The organism is Shewanella sp. 1311 (assembly GCF_059338235.1).
The window spans coordinates 1,888,083-1,911,976 of the sequence record NZ_CM181686.1 but is presented as its reverse complement, the minus strand read 5'-3'; the positions used below and the strand labels follow the sequence as shown (position 1 = coordinate 1,911,976).

15 protein-coding genes are annotated in these 23,894 nt (G+C 49.8%); 11 read left to right on the top strand and 4 right to left on the bottom strand.

Annotation, left to right across the window (positions count from 1 at the left end):
• Window positions 1–25 precede the first annotated feature (25 nt).
• From AC5YB3_RS08630 to AC5YB3_RS08600, 7 genes are all read left to right on the top strand, one after another.
• Window positions 26–2,245 (top strand): putative bifunctional diguanylate cyclase/phosphodiesterase, encoded by a 2,220-nt coding sequence (locus AC5YB3_RS08630; protein ID WP_494526954.1) that lies wholly within the window; start codon window positions 26–28, stop codon window positions 2,243–2,245.
• An 82-nt stretch (window positions 2,246–2,327) separates the two neighbouring features.
• Entirely contained in the window at window positions 2,328–4,898 is a 2,571-nt protein-coding gene (hrpB, locus tag AC5YB3_RS08625; protein ID WP_494526953.1) for an ATP-dependent helicase HrpB, read from the top strand.
• Window positions 4,899–4,988: 90 nt separating this feature from the next.
• Window positions 4,989–7,313 carry a penicillin-binding protein 1B gene (gene mrcB, locus AC5YB3_RS08620; RefSeq protein WP_494526952.1) on the top strand — a complete coding sequence of 775 codons (2,325 nt, stop codon included), beginning with the start codon at window positions 4,989–4,991 and terminating at the stop codon, window positions 7,311–7,313.
• Window positions 7,314–7,458: 145 nt separating this feature from the next.
• Window positions 7,459–7,737, top strand: coding sequence for a peptidylprolyl isomerase (locus AC5YB3_RS08615; protein ID WP_006084190.1), 279 nt, complete (start codon window positions 7,459–7,461; stop codon window positions 7,735–7,737).
• A gap of 89 nt (window positions 7,738–7,826) precedes the next feature.
• Complete coding sequence (locus AC5YB3_RS08610; RefSeq protein WP_006080091.1) at window positions 7,827–8,222, top strand: DUF2391 family protein; 396 nt, start codon at window positions 7,827–7,829, stop codon at window positions 8,220–8,222.
• Window positions 8,223–8,380: 158 nt separating this feature from the next.
• The gene (locus tag AC5YB3_RS08605) at window positions 8,381–8,611 is read left to right on the top strand and encodes a hypothetical protein (RefSeq protein WP_432371663.1); all 231 of its coding nucleotides are present in this window, start codon (window positions 8,381–8,383) and stop codon (window positions 8,609–8,611) included.
• A 211-nt stretch (window positions 8,612–8,822) separates the two neighbouring features.
• Window positions 8,823–9,524, top strand: a complete 702-nt coding sequence (locus tag AC5YB3_RS08600; RefSeq protein WP_311999471.1) for a DUF3581 domain-containing protein — start codon at window positions 8,823–8,825, stop codon at window positions 9,522–9,524.
• 87 nt (window positions 9,525–9,611) lie between these two features.
• On the opposite strand, the gene AC5YB3_RS08595 is transcribed toward AC5YB3_RS08600, so the two are convergent.
• The 4 genes from AC5YB3_RS08595 to dsrO all read right to left on the bottom strand — a co-directional run bounded on the left by AC5YB3_RS08595 (window position 9,612) and on the right by dsrO (window position 16,242).
• Entirely contained in the window at window positions 9,612–10,910 is a 1,299-nt protein-coding gene (locus tag AC5YB3_RS08595) for a methyl-accepting chemotaxis protein (RefSeq protein ID WP_494526951.1), read from the bottom strand.
• A gap of 334 nt (window positions 10,911–11,244) precedes the next feature.
• Entirely contained in the window at window positions 11,245–14,352 is a 3,108-nt protein-coding gene (locus AC5YB3_RS08590; protein WP_494526950.1) for a tetrathionate reductase subunit A, read from the bottom strand.
• Between the two features lie 35 nt (window positions 14,353–14,387).
• Window positions 14,388–15,470, bottom strand: coding sequence for an NrfD/PsrC family molybdoenzyme membrane anchor subunit (gene nrfD / locus AC5YB3_RS08585; RefSeq protein ID WP_494526949.1), 1,083 nt, complete (start codon window positions 15,468–15,470; stop codon window positions 14,388–14,390).
• On the bottom strand, window positions 15,460–16,242 hold the full coding sequence (gene dsrO / locus AC5YB3_RS08580) for a sulfate reduction electron transfer complex DsrMKJOP subunit DsrO (RefSeq protein WP_494526948.1): 783 nt from the start codon (window positions 16,240–16,242) through the stop codon (window positions 15,460–15,462). The genes nrfD and dsrO overlap by 11 nt, the downstream gene beginning before the upstream one ends.
• A gap of 281 nt (window positions 16,243–16,523) precedes the next feature.
• On the opposite strand from dsrO, the gene AC5YB3_RS08575 reads away from it, so the two are divergent.
• The 4 genes from AC5YB3_RS08575 (at window position 16,524) to AC5YB3_RS08560 (ending at window position 23,851) form a co-directional block, all read left to right on the top strand.
• Window positions 16,524–18,545 carry a sensor histidine kinase gene (locus AC5YB3_RS08575; RefSeq protein WP_432405688.1) on the top strand — a complete coding sequence of 674 codons (2,022 nt, stop codon included), beginning with the start codon at window positions 16,524–16,526 and terminating at the stop codon, window positions 18,543–18,545.
• Window positions 18,545–19,165, top strand: coding sequence for a response regulator transcription factor (locus AC5YB3_RS08570; protein ID WP_494526947.1), 621 nt, complete (start codon window positions 18,545–18,547; stop codon window positions 19,163–19,165). The genes AC5YB3_RS08575 and AC5YB3_RS08570 overlap by 1 nt, the downstream gene beginning before the upstream one ends.
• A gap of 358 nt (window positions 19,166–19,523) precedes the next feature.
• Window positions 19,524–23,198: an ATP-binding protein gene (locus AC5YB3_RS08565; protein ID WP_494526946.1), complete on the top strand. Its 3,675-nt coding sequence runs from the start codon at window positions 19,524–19,526 to the stop codon at window positions 23,196–23,198.
• Entirely contained in the window at window positions 23,198–23,851 is a 654-nt protein-coding gene (locus AC5YB3_RS08560; protein WP_006080105.1) for a hypothetical protein, read from the top strand. Before AC5YB3_RS08565 ends, AC5YB3_RS08560 begins: the two co-directional genes overlap by 1 nt.
• The last annotated feature ends 43 nt before the right edge of the window (window positions 23,852–23,894 follow it).

The following is a 23,894-nucleotide window of genomic DNA, read 5'->3' as shown; positions in this document are numbered from 1 at the left end:
TTTTTAGGTAAGGAAGTCACTTTTCATGTTAGTAGGTTTAGCAAATCCACTCCAACAGGCTTTGGTAAGTATTTTTAGTGAGTCTCCGCTAGAAACCTTAGAGCAAAATGTTGACCGAGCACTTGAGACCATCACATTGCAGCTGCATTGTGACGGGGTATTTGTATTAACTGGCAGCCAGTCTCTGGATCGTTTACGCACGCGTAATTTGTATCTAAAACCCCAATTTGCCAAAGGCCAACAAACCCGAGTCTGGCCCTTGGCACGCATGCCATTCTTTCGCTCCCTTGTCCGCACCCCGCGACTATTAAATCTGCCCGATGTGAATACCTTGCCCGCCGATGCGCAGGCCGAGCGAGCCCTATTAAGGGACTGGGATGTGAAGAGTCTATTGGTATTGCCACCTGTGGTATTTGGCGAAACGCGTATCGCGCTGGGCGCGGTGAATTGCTCCGAGTGTTGCGAATGGAGCGAAGAGTTTATAAGTGAGTTTAACCACGCCGCTGTGATGATTGGCTCGGCGATGGAACTGACGCGTATCGCCCTGAGCATGCTCGCCAGTGAGCATAAATACTGTGAAGTCTTCAATCAGTTACCCTTAGCCTGCGCCTTATTAGATAAATATAATCAATTGACTATGCTCAATAAAGTCGCTCTGCAAACGCTGCCAATCCAACATGGTTATGATTTATTCGACATGGTGCGTGAGGAAGAACATGCTATGTTAACTGATACCTTGCATGTGGTACGTGAAGGTGTGCTTGGTCAGGCTTGGTGTGAATTACCGTTAAAATCTATCCATCAGTTGGCTTGGTTGAAACTCAGTTTTAGCCAGATCAGTGGCGATAAAGATACCTTAGTCATGATTGCCGAAGATGTCAGCGAGAAGTATCGCCTAGCCGATGAGCTGTCGTTCCATGCCAATTATGATGCGCTCACAGGATTGCCCAATCGGTTGCATTTCGAAGCCTTATTAGAAAACGTGCTGCACGCCCACGACGATATGCCTATTTGTGTGGCGTTTCTCGATCTCGACCAATTCCAAGTCATCAACAATATCAGTGGCCATCAGGCGGGCGATAAGCTGCTTTGCCAAGTGGCATTACGCTTAAAACAGCTCGTGCGTAAGGGCGATATCGTCGCCCGTTTAGGGGGTGATGAGTTTGGTATCTTGATGCATTACTGCAATGTGGACTCGGCAAAACAAATAGCTAAACGTATCTGTACCCAATTGGCGAATCATGAATTTATTTGGGAAGGTCGCAGTCACAATGTCAGTGTCAGCATGGGGATTGCTAAACTCGATAAAAAAGCCGCCGACATTTATACCGTGATGAGTCAGGCCGATGCTGCTTGTCGCTTGGCGAAGGATCAAGGCCGCAATGGCTGGCATTTATACAGTGCGAGCGATCCTAAAATGAACCGTCTCTATACTGAGATGATGGCGTCGGTGGACATAGTCGGCGCACTGGCGTTAAACCAATTTGAGCTTTATTTTCAAAGCATAGTGCCATTAAACCGTGAGGAGTCTGGTCTGCATTTAGAGATCTTACTGCGCATGGTGCAGGCCAACGGCACTATTGTGTCTCCAGCCATCTTCTTGCCCGCCGCCGAGCGATATAACTTAGCTTCTAAGGTCGACTTGTGGGTGATCGATAACTTGCTCAAGTGGGGCGGTTGCCATTTAGATATCTGGCAGCAATTGGATCTCGTGTCGGTGAATTTGTCGGCGACTTCTTTGGGTGACTTTGAGTTTATGAACTGGCTAGAAATGCGTTTGATGGCCGAACCTGAGCTGGTGGACAAGCTTTGCATAGAGATCACTGAAACCGCGGCCGTGAGTCAGCTCGATCAAGCGACAAAGTTACTCGATATACTGCGCCCGCTCAATTGCAAGTTAGCCCTCGATGACTTTGGGGCGGGCTTTTCTAGCTTCGCCTACCTTAAGCGCCTCAATGTGGACTTTGTGAAGGTGGATGGTCAGTTTGTGGTGAACATCTGCGAAGACAGTGCGGATCAAGCGATCGTTAAATCGATTTGCCAACTCGGCCAAGATATGGGCTTTGATGTGGTTGCTGAATTTGTCGAATCCCAAGATATTGGCCGAAAACTGCAAGCCTTAGGCGTCGACTATGCCCAAGGTTACGCCATCAATAAACCGATACGGTTAGCTGAGCTAACGTCAGGGCTCAGCCGACCTTGGCTCGAAAAACGTGAGACCTTTGCCGCCTATCCACAGCTCTAGTGTTTGGTACACTTAACTGCCGAGCCGGATTATGTTGCAGTGAAATGGTACTCACCGTCGATTGTTAGTACACTGACGGCCTGTGTTGGCCGCTGATGTCTTTTTCTTGAACTCTCTACCTATTCATAGCTTATTAGCACCGCTGCGTGCGGCTTTTTCTCGTCACGCTCAAGTGATCCTCGAGGCACCGACAGGTGCGGGTAAATCTACCGCATTACCTTTGGCTATGTTGGATTGGCCAGAAATCAGCGGACGCATTTTAATGCTCGAACCGCGGCGTGTCGCTGCGCGCAGTGTGGCGCACTATATTGCCCATTGTCGCCAGCAAAAGGTGGGGCAAGAAGTGGGCTATCGCGTGCGCGGTGAAGCTAAAGTCAGCGCCAATACCCGCTTAGAGATTGTCACCGAAGGCATACTCACGCGGATGATCCAGCAAGATCCCGAATTAACTGGGATTGGAATGATCATCTTCGATGAGATCCATGAACGCCACCTCACTACCGATTTAGGCCTTGCCTTAGCGCTCGAAGTGCAAGCCTCACTGCGGGACGATTTAAAGATATTGGCCATGTCGGCAACCTTATCTGGCCTTGCATTAGGCGAACTGATGCCAGAGGCCGTGACCTTGCACAGTGAAGGCCGCAGTTTTCCCGTTGAGGTTGAATATCGCCCTGTGCCGACGCAGCAGCATTGGATCGATCATCTTGGCCGCTGCGTACTTGATCTGGTCTCTGCCAGTAGTGCCAACGTTGATAAAACGGCTAGCAATAACGCCGTGCTCGTCTTCTTACCGGGAAAAGGCGAAATCTCACGACTGCAGCAGTTTCTGCGTGAGCGCTTAGCCCAAGATGCCTTTCTGATTTGCCCCCTTTATGGTGAGCTTTCGGGTGCTGAGCAAGATAGCGCGATTGCGGCAACCACAGATGGCAGGCGCAAAATCGTGCTAGCGACTAACGTGGCGGAATCGAGCTTAACCATTGAAGGTATAGGTTTTGTCATCGACAGCGGCTATAAACGTCAGGCCAGTTTTAACCCTAAAACCGGCGTCACCCGCTTAGGTTTGAAACGCATTAGCCAAGCTTCGGCAACTCAGCGCAGTGGCCGCGCCGGACGTTTATCTGCGGGCGTGTGCGTGCGTTTGTGGAGCCAAGAAGAACATGGCCGTATGCTCAGAGCCGATGAACCCGAGATCAGCCAAGCGGATCTGGTGGCTATGGCCCACGATTGTGCTTACTGGGGCGCAAAATCCTTCAGCGACTTGATGTTGTTAACGCCGCCACCGAGTGTTAATGAGGCGCTGGCGTGGCAATTACTGCAGCGCTTAGGCATGGTCGATGGTGACAATAAACTCACTTCCCACGGTAAAGCGGCCTATGAGCTGGGGTGTCACCCCAGGCTTGCCCATATGCTATTGGGCGCGAAAAGCTTAAGTGTGAAAAGCTTAGGCGTAAACAATGTTAATGAGCAAACTGGGCAATTGGGCAGTTTGGCCTGTTTGCTGTCGGGGATTGTAGAGGCGCGCGGTTTGCCTAAAAAGGGCGCCGATATCATGAATTACCTGCACTTTGCCTGTCAGGGGCAAGCGGGACAGCAGGCGAAACAGTGGCAGAAAAAGCTCGGTTTAACTGCCGACTTAGCGAAGGTCGCGACCCATGCTCACCACAGTGATGTGGGATTATTACTGGCGTTGGCGTATCCGGACCGTATCGCCAAAGCTCGCGGTGTTGAGGGCTATCAATTAGCCAATGGCACTGGCGTCGTGCTGGCAGCCGAAGATGCCTTGTCGCAAACGCCTTGGATGGTGGTGGCGGATTTCCAAGAAACCGAAGGCCGAAATGCTGGGCGGATTTACTTGGCGAGTCCGTTTCAGCCGAGCTTATTCGATAGCGAGCTAAAAGACTTGCTGGAAATCCACGAGATCTGTGGCTGGGATGAAGGCAAAGGCCGAGTCATTGCCGAGCGCCAATACAAGGTCGGACAAATTTTAGTGAAAACCGAGACGATTGCTAAGCCCGAACGCAAGCAAATTGTCGCGGCCTTACTGGCTTATATTCGCCAGCAAGGATTACAAATTCTCAATTGGAACGCTAACTTAGAGCAGTTTCAATACAGGCTTAAACTTGTGACAGAGTTCGACGCGGGCAGCGACTGGCCCAAGGTCGATGATGGGGCGTTATTAGCGAGCCTAGAAACTTGGCTGGCGCCTTACCTCGAAAATGTTAATAATCTGCCGCAATTAGTTAAGCTCGATTGCTTTGGTTTTGTGGCAAACTGTTTGAGCTGGCAGCAGAAACAGCGACTGGACGAATTATTGCCAACCTCTTGGCCGTTAGTCACCGGTACCTCTGCGCCAATCGTATACGATGAGTCTGGGCGTGCGCTGCTGCGGGTGCGTCTGCAAGAAACCTTTGGCATGGCACAAAGCCCTATGCTGGCGCAGGGCAAGCTAAAGGTGACGATGGAATTACTTTCTCCCGCTCAACGTCCATTGGCTTTGACGGCGGATTTAGCCAGTTTCTGGCAGGGACCTTATGTTGAAGTGAAAAAGGAAATGCGCGGCCGATACCCAAAACATCTGTGGCCGGACGATCCTGTGAATACACTACCGACAAAATTTACCAAGAAGAAAACCTTGGGTTTAGCTCAGCCATAGCGCAGTGGCGCTGGTTTTTAAATCGCGTGATAGCACGCCTTGATTCGCACCTCGCTCACTGTTGTGCCTGTGGCTGATGTCTTTAAATGCATGAATGATGAAGTAGATATGACGACTAAGACGACAAAAAAAACACCCGCTTCCCGTAGGGCCAACAATGGCCGCGGTTTATTTCGACGAATGTGGTCAATCACTTGGAAATTAGCCTTAGCCGGATTAGCTGTAGTGACGTTCTACAGCATTTATCTCGATCAAATTATTGCGCAAAAATTTGAAGGCCAAAAATGGCACTTGCCCGCGCAGGTGTTTAGCCGTTCTATGGCGCTGTATCCCGGCGCGGCGGTCAGTCATCCGCAAATGATGGCTGAGCTTAAGTTGCTCGGCTATCGCAAGGTCGCGAATCCACGCCAAGTGGGAGAATTTTCGGCATCAAGCACTCGTATCGAATTGTGGCGTCGACCGTTCTTGCATCCTGAAGGCGATCAAGTCGAACAAAGAGTCATGATCAGCTTCGACAGCAATGGCGTCAGTTCAGTCTCCCGAGTGTCGGACAAACGCCAGCTTGCCGTATTCCATCTTGAGCCTGTGTTGCTCGATCGCATTATTGCTGGCGACGGTGAAGACAGGTTGTTTGTGCCGACCGAAGAAATGCCTAAGTCGATTGTGCAGGCGTTACTGCTGGTGGAAGACCGTAGCTTTTACGAACATCATGGGGTGAATCCCTTCGCCATTGCGCGCGCCGCGTTTGTAAACATTAGCGCCGGTCGCACAGTGCAAGGTGGCTCAACATTAACCCAGCAGTTAGCGAAAAACTTTTTCCTATCCAGTGAGCGTTCATTGCTGCGTAAGGTGCGCGAAGCCTTGATGGCAGTGATTATCGATTTTCGTTACAGCAAGGACGAAATACTCGAAGCCTATCTTAACGAAGTGTATATGGGGCAGGATAAATCCCGCGCCGTTCATGGTATGGGTTTGGCATCGCGTTTCTATTTCGGCCGTCCTATCAGTGAGTTGACTATCGCCCAGCAGGCATTTTTAGTGGCTGCGATTAAGGGACCGTCTTACTACAATCCATGGCGATATCCGGATCGCATTCAAGAGCGTCGCGATCTGGTATTGCGTTTACTCATGGATGCCGGCGATTTAACCACGGCCGAGTACAAGGCGGCGGTAGAGTCACCTCTGGCGATCCGTAATCTGAATAAACCCGCACACCAGAAATTACCTTCCTTCTTCGCCCTGGTAAAACAGGAAGTGAACGAGCGTTATGGCGATGCGTTACTGAAGCAATCTGGGGTAAAAATCTATACCACGCTCGATCCTATGGCCCAAGAAGCCGCCGAAATTGCGGTGACTCAAACCCTTAAGAGCTTAGATAAGAGCAACAAGTCATTGCAGGTAGGCATGGTGGTGACCGATAAATACACGGGCGGTATCGCGGCGATGGTCGGCGATAAAACCCCAGGATTTGATGGCTTTAACCGTGCGGTTGAAATTCGTCGTCCGATTGGCTCGTTAATTAAGCCCTTTGTGTACGCTACGGCACTGGCACCCAATAGCCAATTTACCTTAGCGACTCCCCTTAAAGATCAGCCTATTACCTTAAAGAGTGAGCAAGGTAAGACATGGTCACCGCAAAACTTCGATAAGAAGTTCAGCGGCCAAGTGCCTTTGTTAACGGCGCTGAAAAAGTCGATGAACGTCCCGACAGTAAATCTTGGGATTGCGGTGGGCGTGGATGCCGTCGCGACAACTTTGGCTAAGTCGGGCTGGCAGGAGCCGTTAAACGAATATCCTTCTATGTTACTTGGCGCCGTCAATGGTTCACCATTAATGGTGGCGCAGGTGTACCAAACCTTAGCCGATAGCGGGGTTTACCGTAAATTAACCACAGTGACGGCTGTGTTGGATGCTGATAAAAATCCATTACCTGTGACGCGATTACCTAAAGAGCAAGCCATCTCACCCGATACTGACTTTTTGATCCAGTACGCTATGCAGCAAGTGGTGAATACGGGCACAGCGACGCGGTTAGGCAATGCCTTCCCCGGCGTTGGGCTGGCGGGTAAAACAGGCACAAGTAACGATAGCCGCGACTCTTGGTTTGCGGGCTTTGATGAGCGTAACGTCGCTGCCATTTGGGTGGGGCGTGATGATAACGGCAAAACCAGCTTGTATGGCAGCAGCGGCGCCATGGCCGTGTATCTTGCCTTCTTAAAGGAACGTCCACCTATTAGTCTGCGCTCTATCCCAGTGAATGGCGTCGTGAAGGGCTTTTTTGACCGAGATACCGGAGTGGCCAAAGAATCGGATTGCAGCAATGTTGATGCGCTTCCGGCATTAACCGCGACTTATCGTCCGGTGAATAATTGCGGCGAGCCTTTGCAATGGTGGCAGAAAATTCTCGGCCAATAGGCTCGAGAATTGGCCAAAGACGTTGTGTGTGGAATATAAAATCTTAAGTAGTAGAACCTATGCGAATGGAAATGGCGTTATCGAGCGTACACGCGTGACGCCATCTTCCCTTAGCCTAGGTCGTTAACCCAAAGTGAGAAATAACATGTTTAAAACCGCTGCCGCCGTGCATATTTTAGTGAAACACAAAGAGCAGGCTGAGGATATTGTTAAGCAACTGAATAATGGCGCTAATTTTGCGGTACTCGCCAAGCGTTTTTCCTCTTGCCCTTCGGCCAAAAAAGGCGGTGATTTAGGCGAGTTTAAAAAAGGCCAAATGGTGCCCCAGTTTGATAAAGTCGCATTTTCGGGCGAGTTATTAGTGCCGCACATAGTTAAAACGAAGTTTGGCTGGCATGTGGTTAAAGTGCTGTATCGCACTTAAACCGCAGGAATAAGCCCCAATGTAGCGCGTCTTAGCCGCACGTCATTTTCGGCTAATCAAATGGATTGGAATATTAAGGAGCGATGAGCATGACCTTTAGTTTTAATACCGAAGATGCGAGCCAAGTTTGCGTGGGGGCATTTGCGCTGGCGGTGCCCGTGGCATTTTCAGAGGAAGCTTGGCATCTCGGCGAAACCTTGCCTGTGCTCAATCTCGCCATGCTCTTTAGTTTATCGTTGTTATTTCTAGGGGTTTTTACTTATCACAGTGTGTTCCAGCAAAATATTAGTGCCCGAGTCCCTGTGTTTATTTTCCGCATCGTGGTGGCGTATTTGCTCACCGCGCTGGTGGTTTTCCTCGTCCTGCTGTGCCTCGATAAAGTGCCTTTTTTTGAAGATCCGCTGACCTCGATAAAACGGATTATCGTCATCACTATGCCAGCCTCTATGGGCGCCATTGTTGTGGATAGCTTCGATAAGGAATGATGCACCTTAGCCAAACCTCATGACTTTTGTCACTGGTGGATTAGGGTTATTTTGCGCATACTCATTCCCATACTCTGACTTTGATTAATGTCTAGAGTCGAAATAAGCCTGATTTTTTAGCCTGATAACAATAGCGCCAATCGATAAAGGAAATGACTATGAATACTGGAGCCCTCGCTTTACTTATCCCGATACTCGCCATTGTTGGCGGATATGTGGTCGCGATTATGAAAATCCGCGACAAGCAAGGTGTGTCGAGCCGTGAGCAAGAGGCCGAAAATCAAGCCTTGCGGACCGAGTTAGCTACCTTGCGTCAGCGTGTCGAAGTGCTAGAACAACTGGTTACTGACGATAGTTTTCAATTGAAGCGAGAATTTAAACAAGTCTAACTATTTGTTCCTTATCCAATGGAAGACGTTAGCCTGTTAACCTAAGTTAATACCCTTGTAATGTGTTTGGCTTTACAAATGTGGTCATGGTGTTACTTTGTACGTCTTCCGTGGGATCAAGTCATCGGGTGAGTTAAATACCTAATTTAAGGTAGACTCGTGATAATTTTGTTATCCATCCCTGTATTGAGTTATTACAAATAGAGTTTATATGTTTCTAGCGCCTTATTTTTCCAAGCAAAATCAAGCTATTTCCGTATCCGCACAACAAGCCAGCGACTTCGCGAAGAAAATTGCGCAGGACTTTAATCCCATACACGATGTGGGCGCAAAACGCTTTTGCGTGCCGGGAGATTTACTGTTTGCCTTAGTATTGACTCAATATGGCCTGAGTCAGAACATGAAATTTAGCTTTGCGGGTATGGTGGGCGATAGCGTCGAACTGCAATTCCCAGAACAAGTGAGCGAGAGTTTTTCGATTCGCGATAGCCGCGAAAAAACCTATCTTAATGTGAGTCGCCAAGGCGATGTAAGTTGTTGCGATGCGCAGACCGAATCCTTTATTCGTCAATATGTTGCCTTCTCTGGACATAATTTTATCGATATCCTTATCCCTTTGATGAAACAACATCAAGTGATGATCAACCCAGACCGACCTTTAGTGATTTACGAAAGCATGTCGTTTGACTTAACCACCCTCGATTTTGTGCAAGTGACCTTATCACTCGTTGGCCAAGATTTAAAAATCGACGGTAAACGTGGCGATGTGACATTGCACTTTGAATTACACAGTGGCGATACTCTTGTCGGTACAGGTATTAAAACTTTAGTCATGAGTGGTTTACGTCCTTACGACGAGGCGCTGGCGCAGCAAATGTGCGCCAACTATGAAGGTCGTAAAACCGATTATTAATTGACGTAACAATCACATGGCGTTTTATCGGTAGATAAAGCGCCATGTGATCCTTGATAGCGCGATGAACTAGCTTACATATTACAGTTAATCAATCGATAGTTGAGAGACTGTTTTTGAAACGTTTTCTGCTCCGTTGCGTATTTCTCCCATCACCAAAGTGACCTCGGCTAATTGTTGTTTCCCTTCCTGTGCGATACCTTCAACTTCGTTCATCATACTCGTTGCACTTGTGGTGAGCTGGGTATTTTTAGTGACGACGGCGGCAATTTCACTGGTTGATTTACTGGTTCTGGAAGCGAGCTGCCTCACTTCATCGGCGACAACCGCAAAACCTCGGCCTTGTTCACCCGCACGCGCGGCCTCAATCGCGGCATTTAATGCCAGCAAATTGGTTTGATCGGCAATCGAGCTAATGGTCGCGACTATGGCTTGAATACTTTGGGATTGCTCATTCAGTTGAGTAATCGCCTGAGTCGTTTTATGGGTTTGTTCAGCAATGGCATTGGAGGTATTGACGGTCGCATTAAGCAACTTAACACCTTGTTCCGCTTGCTCAACGGTGCGTTGCGATGTGGTGAGTGCAATATTTGCGGCTTCACGCACAGCGTGGCTTTGCTCGATCCGCTTGCTGATATCACTAGCGAACTTAATGACTTTAACGACCTTTCCATGCTCATCCATAATGGGATTGTAAGCCGCCTCCAGCCAAATTGAGTCGCCATAAGCATTTTTGCGCTCAAATAGCCCTTTGCTATAGCGACCTTGCTTAAGCTCGTTCCAAAAGTGTGGATTTTGTCGATAAAATTCATCGAAACAGAAAATTCTATGATGCTTACCTAAGATCTGTTCTTTGCTGTATCCCATTGTTTTTAAAAAGTTGGCATTGGCCTTCAAGATAGTGCCATCTGGGGTAAATTCAATAATGGCTTGGGAGCGATTTAGGGCATCAAAAATAGCGGCTTGATCGTCCATTTGGTGCTTATCTTGAGTAATTTCCGAAGCCGTTTTCATAATTTTAACGACTTTCCCCGCCAGTTTTACAGGAAAGTAAGTCGCTCTCAGCCAGATTTCTTGGCCATTTTTATTCACTCGCGCGAAATTTCCCTCCTGTGGATGACCGGCTTTTAAATTACTCCAAAATTGTTGGTAGGCAGGAGAATTAGCATAGGCCGCTGAGCAAAACAGCTTATGGTGTTGGTCAACAACTTCATTAAGTGAATAACCGACTACTTTTAAAAACAAGGCGTTCGCATCGAGTACTTTTCCTTCAGGCGTAAATTCTACCGTGGCAATACTTTGCTTAATGGCGTCAATGACAGACTCCGCTTCTTGGCGCTTGTTTTCGCTCACTTCTAGACTTTTACGTAATGAAGAATTGAACACTGGGATACTCCTGATGAGCTTAACTGACTCAAAAACTGCTGGTCTTTATTGAAAGCTCGATATAACGAGCTGGATATACAGATAAATATAGCTGTGATTTTAATGTGTGGTTTATTTCTATTAAACACGTGATCGGGATCTATATACCTAAATTGAGCAAAAGAAGATAACTTTTCTTTGGTTGTTGCTCGACTTGACTTTGGTTTTAGCCCGACCAGACGTAGCGGCAGAGCGGATAACGAATTTTTGCATGCGATTCGGGTTAGTTAGGTTGAATGAATGCCATAAAAAAGCTGCCAATGGCAGCTTCTTAAGTGTTATCTATGTTCGGCGGTTAGCTTAGTTTTTCAATCTTAGCGGGCAGCCCTTGTCTTGCCGAGGCGCCACTTGCCCAGTCTACCAGCGGATAGCGGCCGTTGCGACTAGGATCGAACAGATTTAAGTCGTTCATATTGATGCCAACTCGGATCAGCGGATTGGCGACGATTTTAATCTCGTCAATCACAGTGTCCCGCGCGCCGAGTTCTTTATGGCCATAACCGTGTTCGATAGCGATGCAGTCTGGGTGCACTCCGGCAACACATTCCACTAAGGCAATCACGCTGCCGTTGGGCGTGCTGATCTTGACCGTGTCACCTGTGCTGATCCCAAGGCGACTGGCGGTCTTCTCGTTCAGTCGCACCGGATTATTAGGGTGTACTTGGCGTAAACGATCCGAGCCAATACTCATAGAACTCATGGTATGGGACTTGTAACTGCTAATCAGCAAAGGCCACTGTGATTTATCAAACGCCTTATCGAGCGGCGTACCATCGGCCAAGGCGGGTTGATATAAGCGCGGACAACCACTCATAAATTCTCCTGTGAGACTGTTGCGACGACTGCCGACGTCGGGATTCCACAGCATCATAGGTTTAGGCCAGACTTTACTCGGATTCCCCGCGTCATCGCGTGCGCCGCGCATTTCTTCAAAACGGCCGCCGCGAGCAAATAAGTAACTGACTTTTTTGACTTCATCTGGCTTGAGTCTGGTATTGAGTTCACTTTGAATGCGGCTCACACCGCTAAGATACATGTCCTCGGCGTTGATATCGGCGACGGCTTTACCTAAATAGGCCACGTTGGCGGCGCCGTAGAGTGAGTAATCCGCTGCGCGCGTTAACGGATGTAAGCTGCCATCGGCGGCCTTAACGGCATTTTCGCCAAAGCCGGGTAATTGCAGCTTCATCGCCACTTGGCTCAAGAAAGACTCCATGCACACCACGTCACCACTGGCCATTTTCGCGACTCTTGGCTCGACAATCGGCCAACGACCTGTGGCAACTTTGGTTAGTGTGCCTTGCCATGCCGAGGTCCAGCCCCAAGACTCGTACGTTAAGGTGTCGGGCACTATGTAATCCGATAGCGCCGAGGTTTCGTTAATAAAGCTGTCGATGCTGATAAACAGCGGCAGCACTTTGGGATCTTTCAGTTGTTCACCAATGGCTTCACCTAGGCCCGCTTGACCATAAATCGGATTGCCCATGTGGTTAATCCATGCTTTGAGTCGATAGGGATAACCGTGCACCGCCGCGGTTAAATGTTCGCCCAATAAGGGCGATGAAATCGGAAACCAAGGCTCCTTGGCGGGATAAGGCGATTCGCCCGCTTCGACTTTACGGCGATACTCTGAGGTTTTTTCGTAGGGGAATTTAGATCGCGATAGGAATACGCCCTTAGGCTCGACCATGCCGTCAAACTCCTGCAGATTATACCTTGGGCCTTTACCAAAGGCGGGGAATGAACCGCCGGAGGCTAATGCGCCGCCCTTCAAATTGATGTTGCCTATCATAGCGTTGAGCATCATGATCGCCCACGCGCTATAGAAACCATTGGCGCTCATCGTGCCGCCGTGGGAGATCACCGCGGCCTTAGTGCCATGGCTGGTAAACTTATCTGCGAGAGCAATAATCTGCGCTTCGCTGATATCGCACTCCTTGGCATAGTGTGCCATCTCGAAGCTGTGCGCCGCTTCACTTAACAGTTGGAAGCTGGATTTAACCGCAATCGTGCCTTTAGGTGTGTCGACACTTTGATTAACGTCGAGCTTGGCTTTCTGACTTTGGCTCGCCAAAACTATCTTGTCACTCGCGGCATCGACAACCAACTGCGAGTCTTGCTCGCCGTAGGCTTTGCCGTCGAAAGGTAAGCCAAGATCGCTGGCAAAGAGATATTGGCCATATCTTGGATGGGTAGGTTCGCTGACGATCAAGAATCCTGCGTTACTGAAGCCACGGTAACCTGATGCTTTTGCGGCATCGACATTGGGCGCACTCAAAAAATCGGCGGCGTAGCGCTGGTTATCAATAATCCAGCGCAACATGCCCATGGCGAGAGCTGAGTCGGTGGCGGGGCGGATCGGCAGCCAAGTGTTGTTGCCCGCGCAAGGTTGGTTCGAAGTATTGGGCAGCATGGGCGACACCACCACATAACTGAAATTGCTGTTATTCACCCGCGCGTTAGCCAGTTGTCTCGCTTGGCGTTTAAAGGGATTGCCCGATTGCTGCGGCGACGTGCCGATAAAGAGTAAAAATTCACTATGGTCCCAATCGGGTTTTAAGTGGGCGTATTTTTTCAAATCATCCAATAAGGCGCCGGCGCCGGCGCGGTAGGTAAACCCGCAATAAGCACCGTGGTTGGCGAAGTTGCGGGTGCCAAAGCTGTTGAAGGTAAAACGTTTGATAATGGCATCGCGGCCTTCATCGGAGGCGTTCGAGACCAGTAACTGGTTGGCCTTAGGGCCGTATTCTGGATTATTGGCATCGAGCGGCGTGGCGATATCTCGAATTACTCTTAAGCCTTCAACTTGGCCTTCGCCAAATAAATCGCCGCCTTCGACGACTTCATTCAGCAACTGCTCAAAGCTAATGCTCTGCCATTGGCCACTGCCGCGCTTACCCACGCGCTTAAGACATTGGGTAACGCGGTGTGGGCTATCCAATTGTTCTAGCATGGCATTACCGCGAGCGCAGGCGGTGGAACGCCCCTGTAGACCTTGTTCTTGAAAGGCGCTTAGTCCGACAAATGCGGTTTTGATTGGCGTATCGAAATCGATATGTTCCCGCGATGACAACGGATGATAAGGATTACCGCTGATGCGGATGATCTTATCGGTTTTTTGATCGATACGAGCGCGCACGCCGCATTTGGTCCAGCAACCTAAGCACATAGTATTGGCGACGCGCTGATCGTCATTGCTGATCAGCTGACCTGACTGTAAATCGACTTTGTATTCAGGCGCTAAGGAATTGCCATGCAGCGGATCTTGGGTCGGTTTTCCTGAGGTGCCATTGACGACACCTTTGCCCATTTGCGCTAACGTATGGCTATAACCCGCAGCAAATAATCCCACACCACCCGTGACAGCGGCCCCTTTGATAAAACGACGTTTACTCTTATCCATGATGGACTCCTTCATTCTGTAAACTAATTGGGTGCTCAGCGAGCAAGCTTTGCTGTAGGCGTGTGGCGAATAAGTTCGGAGACCAGCGCCATTAATGCCAGCCAAAGACCGAAGGTGCCGGCTATGCCTAATAGCCCTTCGGGTCCCCAAGGCAGTTGATAGAGGTAAGTCCCTGCGCCGTATTTAGGATCGGTTTGCGCTTGGATTAACACTATCCAGCGAAATCCCCACGCGAGATGAATGGCCGTGAGGCTGACGATTAGCATTGCAACATTGGGTAAGTGACGAATGGCGAGCATCAGTGCCAGCACGGCGAGTGTGACCAGTACCCAAATTGCACCAAGTTGCCAGCTTGGGCTGGTTTCAAGCAATAACGCGGCTTCAGGGGCCGAGCCCTTATCGAATAATGCCCAGCCGATAAGGCACAGGGCGAACAGACCAAAGCTGGCCCTTACCCAGAGTAATAGCTTGTCTTGGGTACTTTGTTGGTAGCCTTTTAATAATCGATTCAATACCGCCAAAGTGCCGCAGGCAGCAAGCAGGGCGCTCATCGCCATCAAAGGTGGCAGCCAATAGGTATGCCACAGTGGCCGCGCCTTAATGGCCATGGTTTCCATGCCAGTGTAGAGGGCAATACTGCAGGCACTTAGGGCTGTGATAATCGCGATCGGCTTGATGAATTTGTCACTGTTCCAATCACCGAATCTCAATAATTGGCCTATTTTATTCAGCCAATCTGAGTCTTGATGCGCGGTGTGCTTAGGCAGATATTGACGCAGTAATAGCCAAGCAAATAGCGCGCTGGTGCCCGAGAATACCGGCAGTAAAAAGGCGCCATACCACATCCAAGATTCAGGGCGAACTTGCGCATAAAAATGCCAAGCCCGCAGCGGTTGGTGTAAATCGGCGAGCAAGGCAATAGGCGCGACTATGCCTGCGGTCAGCATTAAACAGGCGCAGAGTTTCAGCAGTCTGTCATCGGGTTTCGCGTGACTAAACAAGTGTATTGTCGCGACCCACACACTGGCATAGGCCAGACCCATCATAAAAAAGTATTGCACCGCCCAAGGTAGCCAAGTAATGGCGATATCTGGGGTAAAGATTTCTTTAATGACCATGGTGGATCTCCTCGCCAGTATCGGTAAGTAAGGTTCTAACGGGGGCTTGGCCGCTAATCTTGTGCTCAAAAGCGCTGCTCATGCCGATGTAGAACACCCGTGGCGCAGTGTTGGCCGTCGGTTTGAGTACCTTGATATCGGTTTTATTGGTGGCGAGCAGTTGGCTTATCTGGCTGTGGGGATCGTTAAGATCGCCAATCACACGGGCTTCTCCCACACAGGTTTCGACACAGGCGGGTAGTAATCCCGCATCCAACCTTTGGGCGCAGAAGGTACATTTGTCGGCGGTATTAGTGTCGTGGTTGATAAAGCGGGCATCGTAGGGACAGGCTTGCACGCAGTAGCCACAGCCAACGCACCATTCATTATTGACGACCACTATGCCGTCTTTGCGCTGGAAGGTCGCGCCCGTAGGACAAACGGGAATACAGGGCGGGTTTTCGCAGTGATTACAAAGTCTTGGCAGCATTAAAAACGCAGGCGGAGTGGTATTTTCCTGCTGCGAGACTTCATACTGCTGCACTGTGGTGCGAAATTGCCCGAGGGGCGGTTGATTCTCGATAGTGCAAGCGACGGTACAGGCTTGGCAGCCCACGCAGCGGCGCAAGTCAATTACCATACCGTAACGTTTACCCACTTGCCCTTCGCTGGCACTGTGCATTTGAGGGCTGCGCTTATCATCCTGTGCATACACTTGCACGACAGGGATGAGTGCGGCGCCAACACTGACGCTGGCCATTTTGCCGAGAAACTGACGTTTACTCTTGTCCATACAGATTTCCTTCACTACTTGCAGATGGCGAATAAACTGGCTCATAGACCTAGAGTTAAGGTTTATGGCGAGGTTTACAGGCATTCTGTAAAAGGGGAGGCGGCATAACTATAGTGGTTTTCCACATATCGGGTGTGGACTTGATCTAGCGCAACAAATATCCGTTAGAATAGCCTTCAAAATGCTAGGGTTTTATTTTTTGTTACTTGAGTTTGGCCTTTTCTTAGCTTGAGTTGGACTTGATTTTAGTGTGAGTGACTGGGGATAAAGGATTGCACTTCATGTTATTGAGGATGATGAAAACAGTGTTTAGCTCAGCGATGTCACTCAAGTGGCCGTTATCGATTCAGGGGACTGTGCCTAAGATGGGATCTCGAATGATTTTCAGGATGGCACTAGCCGTGGCGTTAGCGTGCTTGCTCGCTTCGGCAAATGTGTTTTCCGCCGAGCCGCAGAATCAAAGCGCTCCTTCGGATGTAATGGACGCTGAGGTTGTTGCGCCAGTCGCTACCGAAGAACCCGGTTATCAAGTGGTCGATGTGGGTGTGTTAGCCATCCGCGGTTATAAGGCGACCATCAACCGCTGGCAGCCGTTAATGGGTTGGCTCGAAACCCAAATTCCCAACAGTTACTTTAGGTTACATCCTCTCTCCCTCGATGAGCTCGCTAAGGGCGTTGAAACCCAAGGGCTCGATTTTGTGATCACTAACCCCGGGCAATCCGTGTTGCTGGCGCGGCAATATTCTCTCACTTGGTTGGCAACCCTGCGCAGCCCGTTAAATAATGGCGCGGCGATGCAAGTGGGTTCGGCGCTGGTGGTGCGCGCCGATTCACCCTATCAGACTTTAACGGATCTCAAGGGACGTCGACTCGGTATTGTGTCGAGAAATGCCTTCGGCGGTTACTTGACCTTAGTGTACGAAGCGCAGCTAAAGGGCATAGATTTGCCTCGCTTTGTGGGTGAGATCATTCCGCTGGGATTCCCGCTAGATAATCTGTTGTATCAGTTAGATGATCAAAAAAGTGGTAATGATGCGGCGAAAGACAATCGACTGGATGCGGCTGTAGTGCCTGTGTGTCAGCTTGAGCAGATGCAGGCAGAAGGGCTGATTAATATCGGCCATTATCGGGTGCTCGATAACCAAACTCCGGTGGGATTTCATTGCCAAGTCTCGACTCGTCTCTATCCCAACTGGTCCATGGCGAAGACCAATCGCGCCTCGCAATCTTTAGCTAAAAGCGTGACCCAAGCGCTGCTGGCACTGCCCGAAGATCACCTCGCCGCTAAGACGGCCGATTCTGCGGGTTGGACCACGGCCGTGAGTCAGCTGGCGATCGATCAGTTACTTAAAGATCTCGACATGCATCCCCTGCAAACGCCTTGGTGGCAAAGGGCGTGGCAGTGGGTCAAGTTACATCAACAATGGGCTTGGTTTGTGCTGGCGATTCTGGTGCTGCTCAATGCGTACCATTTCTGGTTGGAGTATCGTTTTAGCCGTCGCGGCCGGGAGTTAATTAACACTCAGCGTCAGCTCAATGAAAACCGCGCGCTACTGGAACATGCCCAGCGTATTGCAATTGCGGGTGAGCTTGGCGCTAGCCTCTCCCATGAACTGAATCAACCTTTGGCGGCGATTGGCCATTATTGCCATGGCGCCGAAGTGCGATTACAACGGGGGACGAGCCCTGAGGAACTGCAATCGGTATTGACGTTGATCCAGCAGGAAGTCACGCGAGCCGACAGCATTATCAGCCGTTTACGCAACCTGTTGAAGAAACGGCCTGTATCGAAACAAGCTTTGTATTTGCATGAGCTGGTCAATGAGACTGTGCCGCTGCTTGCCTATGAGTTTGAACAACACCAAATCAATCTCGCCGTGAATGTGAGCGGCGAGCCCTATTTACAGCCCCTCGATGAAGTCGGCATGCAGCAGTTGTTGCTCAACCTGCTAAAAAACGCCGCCGATGCCTGTGTTCAGCGGCTGGAACTTGAATCCAGTGGCACAGAACAGATCATCACGCAAAAGCCATACACGCCGACGATCGATATCGATCTTCGCTATCAAGAACGTACACTTTTGCTGACTGTCACGGATAATGGCACGGGTTTAACTGAAGCCGCCAGCCTGCTGATGCAAGCCTTTTATTCCACTAAATCAGAGGGGTTAGGTTTAGGTTTAGTGATTTGCCGCGATATTGCCGAGAGCCATGGCGGGACGTTTAGCCTAGAAAGCGCTATGGGGGGCGGTTGCCAAGCGCAGGTGGCTATACCGCGTAAGCCTGAACCTAATGGAGCACTTTAATGAGCCTTGAGTTACCTGTATATTTAATCGATGACGATGACTCAGTGCGTCGTTCTTTGCGTTTTATGCTCGAAAGTTATGGCCTCAAGATCACCGACTTTGATAGCGCCGAAGCCTTTTTTACCGCCGTAGACTTAACCCTGCCGGGTTGTGCGCTGGTTGATGTGCGTATGCCGGGTTTGAGCGGCCCGCAGTTGCATCTTGAATTAGTCGCCAAAAATAGTCCGTTAGCTCTGATTTATCTCACCGGACATGGCGATGTGCCTATGGCGGTTGAAGCGCTCAAACTCGGTGCGGTGGATTTTTTCCAAAAGCCCGCCGATGGCGCTAAGTTAGCCGAAGCGGTACTCAAAGCGTTGGAACATAGCAAGGCGCATCATCAAGACAATCAGTATCTTGAGACTTATCAAGCGCTCACGCCAAGGGAGCGGGAGATACTCAACCTGATTGCCCAAGGCCTGAAGAATCAAGAGATCGCCGATAGCCTCTGTATTGCCATGCGCACGGTCGAGATCCACCGCGCCAATTTGATGAAGGGCATGCAAGTGGGATCGCTGGCGGAAATGATGCTGATCTATAGCCGGATCGCCGATCGCCTGCGCATTGAAGATAACCGCTAAAATTTACCTTTTACTGCGCTAATTGCCGCTTTGTTAGCCGCCTATTTTGGCTAAGTTGTCGTATCATTGGCGGTTAGTATTGGCTTTGCTAGTAGCTTAGTTCTGGGCTTAAAGAAGAGCTTAGTTCTGGGCCCAATTCTGGGCGTAAAGATTGTGAGCCATGGCATTAGTGCAGCGCCGCTTAATTGCCAATACACCGCGATTGCCTTATTTTAGGGGCACTATTTTTAGGTCATGATTTTAAAATCACTTTTTACAGTGCATTTTAAGGTCTGTGGCCCTCTTGGATTGTTTTGCTTTGTCCTGTAGAAGGCTTCTGCAGCTTAGATAAGACGCTCCCGTTTGCATAAGGAATGAAATGGCAAGCTTGATTCGTATTGTGCTGATTGATACGCACCTTCCGGGCGTTGTGGAACTCGCCCTCAATGGCCATACCAACATTTGTGGTACTAACGCCTCGGGTAAGACGACATTACAACGTCTAGTCCCTGTTTTTTATGGTGAATACCCAAGCCGCGTGGTGCCTTCGACCCGCGACAGTTTCGAGCGTTGGTACTTGCCACACGATTCAAGCTACATCATTTACGAATATCAAAAGGCCGATGGCTTACTGTACCAAGCCGTGCTGGCCTCTGCGGGTGATGGTAAGGGTGTTAACTATCGCTTTATCGCCAAAGGTTTTGAGCTAAGCGATTATATTAAATCGCAAAACGGCGACACTATTCTGTGTCATACCATGGCGGAATTAGGCCGTGATTTAAAACGTGCTGGTATCGCCACCACTAACTTACTCAACACCCGTGAATATCGCGCCATTATTCAAAACGATCGCACCCTATTAAGCACGGGCAGTAACCGCAGCGAACTGCGCGGCTATGCCCGTCAATTTGCCCTGTGTGAGGGCGAGCATTCACTGCGCCACATCGAAAAACTCGCCAAAGCGGTGCACTCCAAAGAAGGCAAGATGGAGACTGTCAAATCCATGATCGCCGCCATTTTAGAAGAGGATGGAGTTAATCCGCCCAGCTCACGTTTGAATCCGCAGCGCGTTGAAGCGTGGATCCGTGAAAGCCAACTTATCCAAGGGTTTGAAGTTATTCGCCCTGAGTTTGAAAAACTCGAGCAAGAATTTAACCAACTGCTCAGCGCCGAACTGCGTTTATCGAGTCTGTCTCGCGGTTATCGCAACGATGAAACCTTAGAAGCCGATCGCCAAGATATTCAGCAAACCTTATCTAAAGAGCTGAATTTAAAACTCAGATTGCTCGACGATGAATGGAAAGAGCAGCGCGATGAGCTCAATCTCGATTTATCGGCAGCTAAGGGTGATGTGGCAAAGTGCGAGTATGAGCTCGATGCCATTGAAGATCAGCATGCTGCCTTTTTAGATGCCAACATAGAGCAAGCTAAGACCGATCTTGAGATGCTGCCAAACTGGCGCACCGATGTTGAAAACTTAAGTGAACGCCATAAGCTGCAAACCGAGAAGCACCAAGATATCGAGGCGGCCTACAATGCCCGTCGCAGTAAGATTGGCGAGCAGTTAAACCGCGAGCTAGAAGGTTTGCATGCCGACCAAGACAAGCAGCGCGAAGCCCGCGATAAGCAACGCGAAGTCGCTCGCACCGATATCGACGCCTTAGAGTTGCAATGGCGCAACCAAATGGATGCGGGCAAGGCCAGCTTTAGCGAGCAGGAATACCAATTTAAACTCACTGCCGCCGAGCTTAAATTACGTGTAGATGGTGTGACTTACACCGAAGAAGAAAAGCTGAGCCTAGCAATTTTCGACGAACGTATTCACCGTGCCGACGAAGAACAAGAAAGCTGCAATGCCAAGGTCGAACGCTTAAGCAGCGATGAACGCAAGCTCAGAGCCAAACGCGACCAAGCCAACGAAGCCTTGCGTATCGCCACCTTAAGGGTAAACGAGCGTCAAACTGCGCTGGATGAACTGCACCACATGCTGTTCCCGCAATCCCACACCCTATTGGAGTTTCTGCGTAAGGAAGCCCAAGGTTGGGAGCAAAGTTTAGGTAAAGTGATCGCGCCTGAACTACTGCATCGCACTGATTTACATCCCAGTTTAGTAAGTGAGTCGAGCGAAGCTTTCTTTGGCGTACATTTAGATCTTAAGGCGATCGATGTGCCTGAATATGCCGCCTCTGAGCAAGAGCTGCGGATTCGGTTAAGTAAAGCCGAAGAAGCCCACACTAGCGCCCAAGAAATGCAGGTCGAGGCCGAATCTCAGCTAGTTGCCATTAATGGCGAGTTGGATAATCTCAGCCGTGAACTTACTTTTGCCCGCACAGCGTATAAAAATAGCCGTGACGATCTGCGTCGCCTATTCGATGAAAAGCGCAGTGAGCAAGATAAAATCAACAAAGCATTGAGCGATCGCAAAGCCCATGCGGGACAAAGAATGACCCAGCTGGATGGCGAGCTGAAACAGCTTAAACATCAGCACGAACTCTGGCTCGAAGAGCAAAAAGAGCAAGCGCTCGAAGCGCGCATGGAAAAACAAGCCTATTGGCAGGAAGTGATCGGCGCGCTCGACAATCAACTCGGCCAAATTAAAGCGACCATTGAAGGCCGCCGCGAAAGTGCCAAAATTGAGCAGAAAGCCTGCGAGACCTGGTACAAAAACGAGCTTAAATCCCGCGGTGTGGATGAGGAGAATATCCTCAAACTCAAGCAACAAATTCGTGAGTTAGAAACCAAAATCAGCCGCGCTGAGCAGCGTCGTAGTGACGTACTGCGTTTCGATGATTGGTATCAACATACTTGGCTGATGCGCAAACCTAAACTGCAAACTCAGCTTGCAGATGTGAAGCGCGCGGTATCGGAAATCGATCAACAGCTTAAGGCGAAAACCTTAGATGTGAAGACTCGCCGTCAACAACTTGAAACCGAGCGTAAAGCGTCCGATGCGGCGCAGGTTGAAGCCTCCGAAAACTTAACGAAGTTACGTGCCGTAATGCGTAAACTCGCCGAGCTTAAGTTGCCGACCAATAATGAAGAAGCCCAAGGTAGCCTAGGCGAGCGTCTGCGCCAAGGTGAAGATTTACTGCTGAAACGCGATTACCTGATGGGGTCAGTGAAGCAATATGTAGAGCATTTCGACTCAGTGATCGCCAGTAAGTCAGGTTCGGGTCTTGCCGAAACCTGGGAGCGTGCCCGCGAAGAATCGAGCTTTATCAACGACAAAGGCATTCGTCTGCTGGATTACCGTAAGTTAGTGCCACAGCTTGAGCAATTGCTGAACGTGATAGTGCCGCAATCGATTACCGCGCTGCGTGAACAAGGACGGATTTTCGGCGTCGACTTAACCGCCTTCTACGATGTATTAGCCGATATCGACCGTCGCATCGCGTCCCAAAGTGCGCGTATTACCCGCGAAGTGGGCGAAGAGTTATTCCTCGAAGGCGTGTCTGAGTCGGCGGTACGTATTCGTTCGCGCATCAGCGAGTTAGAGTTCTGGCCTGAACTTGAACAGTTCGTCAAAGCCTTTAAACATTGGAAAGCCGATGGCTTTAATGGCTTGCCCGATGAGGATTACACCAACAGTATGCGCCGCGCCTTAGACATTATCGGCCGCGCCGCGTTAACGGGGGGCATCTCTAAGTTGCTGGAAATCGAGCTGCGCCTTAAAGAAGGTAACAGCGATCTGATTATCCGCACCGACAGACAGCTTAACGAATCCTCAAGCCACGGTATGGCGTATCTGATTTTGTGTAAGTTCCTGCTGGCATTCACGCGTTTGTTGCGTGGCCGCGCCGATGTGACCATTCACTGGCCAATTGATGAACTGGGCACTTTGCACCATACCAACGTGAAGAAGATTTTCGATGCCTGCGAAAACAACAATATTTGTGTGCTGGGCGCCTTCCCGAACCCAGAGTCTGAGGTGCTGAACTTGTTCGCCAATCGTTACATTATCAACAAACAAACCAAGAAGTTGCAGGTGGTAAAACCAAAGGTGAACCCAATTGCCGACATGTTGAATAAGCGTTTGTCGAAGGAGGCCATCTAATGAGTGATGCAACTCAAACCGTATTAGTCGGTACTGGCGCTTTGATTGAATTGTTACTCAAGGGCGAGTTTATTTGCCGCACCACCAATGAAGAAGGCTGGCGCGCCCTTAAAAATAGCAGCACCCGCGAGCGGGTCGAAGCCTATTTAAACCAGATCAACCGTACCGTGGCGTCCGCCGCCGAAGGCGATGTGTTCTTCTGTGGTTATTTGCAGCTCGGCGATAGCGAACGCAAAGTGATTTCATCGCAGTTTAAAGATATCTGTCAGGCATTGATCCCGCTGGTGGAATGGCTGGTATTAGTGCAAGAAGCCAGTGGCCAAGATGCGCCGCTGAGCGAAGGCGCGCCCGTGCGTTTAACTGAGCTGCAAAGCCGCATCGAAGACACGCCGGCGTTTCGTGAGCAGTTAGCCAAACTCAGCCAATATCGTTTATTTGGCTCGACCAGTACCAACAGCGATGCGCAAATCAAGTTAGTCTTCAAACGCTTAGTCGAACTCGGCTATTTAGTGCGCCCCAATGCGGAGAAGCAAATCTATATCGCCACGGGCAAGCTGGATTATCTGTATGAAGTCATTCGGTTTATTGACGAAACCGAAGGCCTAAGCCTAGAAGCGCAGGCGGAAACGGCGACTCAGCGGGACTTAATCTAATGTTGGCACGATTAAACCTAGGTAAAAGCTGCGACCAAGGAGG

Bases quoted from the DNA above. Each gene is read 5' to 3' on its own strand.
- AC5YB3_RS08565 (WP_494526946.1), top strand. From the start codon at position 19,524: ATGGCAAGCTTGATTCGTATTGTGCTGATTGATACGCACCTTCCGGGC.
- AC5YB3_RS08560 (WP_006080105.1), top strand. From the start codon at position 23,198: ATGAGTGATGCAACTCAAACCGTATTAGTCGGTACTGGCGCTTTGATT.
- AC5YB3_RS08610 (WP_006080091.1), top strand. From the start codon at position 7,827: ATGACCTTTAGTTTTAATACCGAAGATGCGAGCCAAGTTTGCGTGGGG.
- nrfD (WP_494526949.1), bottom strand. From the start codon at position 15,470: ATGGTCATTAAAGAAATCTTTACCCCAGATATCGCCATTACTTGGCTA.
- mrcB (WP_494526952.1), top strand. From the start codon at position 4,989: ATGAATGATGAAGTAGATATGACGACTAAGACGACAAAAAAAACACCC.
- AC5YB3_RS08600 (WP_311999471.1), top strand. From the start codon at position 8,823: ATGTTTCTAGCGCCTTATTTTTCCAAGCAAAATCAAGCTATTTCCGTA.
- dsrO (WP_494526948.1), bottom strand. From the start codon at position 16,242: ATGGACAAGAGTAAACGTCAGTTTCTCGGCAAAATGGCCAGCGTCAGT.
- AC5YB3_RS08630 (WP_494526954.1), top strand. From the start codon at position 26: ATGTTAGTAGGTTTAGCAAATCCACTCCAACAGGCTTTGGTAAGTATT.
- AC5YB3_RS08605 (WP_432371663.1), top strand. From the start codon at position 8,381: ATGAATACTGGAGCCCTCGCTTTACTTATCCCGATACTCGCCATTGTT.
- AC5YB3_RS08575 (WP_432405688.1), top strand. From the start codon at position 16,524: ATGTTATTGAGGATGATGAAAACAGTGTTTAGCTCAGCGATGTCACTC.
- AC5YB3_RS08615 (WP_006084190.1), top strand. From the start codon at position 7,459: ATGTTTAAAACCGCTGCCGCCGTGCATATTTTAGTGAAACACAAAGAG.
- AC5YB3_RS08590 (WP_494526950.1), bottom strand. From the start codon at position 14,352: ATGGATAAGAGTAAACGTCGTTTTATCAAAGGGGCCGCTGTCACGGGT.
- AC5YB3_RS08570 (WP_494526947.1), top strand. From the start codon at position 18,545: ATGAGCCTTGAGTTACCTGTATATTTAATCGATGACGATGACTCAGTG.